Source organism: Streptomyces sp. SID12501 (genome assembly GCF_010550245.1).
Taxonomy (GTDB): Bacteria; Actinomycetota; Actinomycetes; order Streptomycetales; family Streptomycetaceae; genus Streptomyces.
The window spans coordinates 1-587 of the sequence record NZ_JAAGLU010000294.1; the positions used below are offsets into that span (position 1 = coordinate 1).

The window sequence follows — 587 nt, forward strand, 5'->3', positions numbered from 1 at the left end:
CGAAGCCGACGTGCGCGAGCTGGAGGGTCGGGACGAGGTCACCGACGGCGGAGATGGTCGGCACGTTGGTCTGCATGTACTCGTCGACCAGGACGTAGCCGCGGTCCATCGCGACGCCCTGCTCCTCGTAGCCCAGGCCCTGCGAGACCGGACCGCGACCGATGGCGACCAGCAGCACCTCGGCCTCGAAGGTCTTGCCGTCGGCGAGCGTCACGCGGACGCCCGACTCGGTGTACTCGGCCTTCTCGAAGAAGGTGCCGAGGTTGAACTTGATGCCGCGCTTGCGGAAGGCACGCTCAAGGATCTTCGAGCTGTTCTCGTCCTCGACCGGGACGAGGTGCTTGAGGCCCTCGATGACGGTGACGTCGGTGCCGAAGGACTTCCACGCCGAGGCGAACTCGACGCCGATGACGCCGCCGCCCAGGATGATCGCGGACTCGGGCACGCGGTCCAGGACCAGCGCGTGGTCCGAGGAGATGACGCGGTTGCCGTCGATGTCGAGACCCGGCAGGGACTTCGGCACGGAGCCGGTCGCCAGGAGCACGTGGCGGCCCTGGATCCGCTGCCCGTTGACGTCGACGGAAGTC

Annotated in this window: 1 protein-coding gene; it reads right to left on the minus strand. The window is 68.1% G+C overall.

Annotation, left to right across the window (positions count from 1 at the left end):
• Positions 1 to 587, minus strand: a 587-nt coding sequence (locus tag G3I71_RS45830) for an FAD-dependent oxidoreductase (protein ID WP_164324870.1), incomplete at both ends; no start/stop codon positions are given.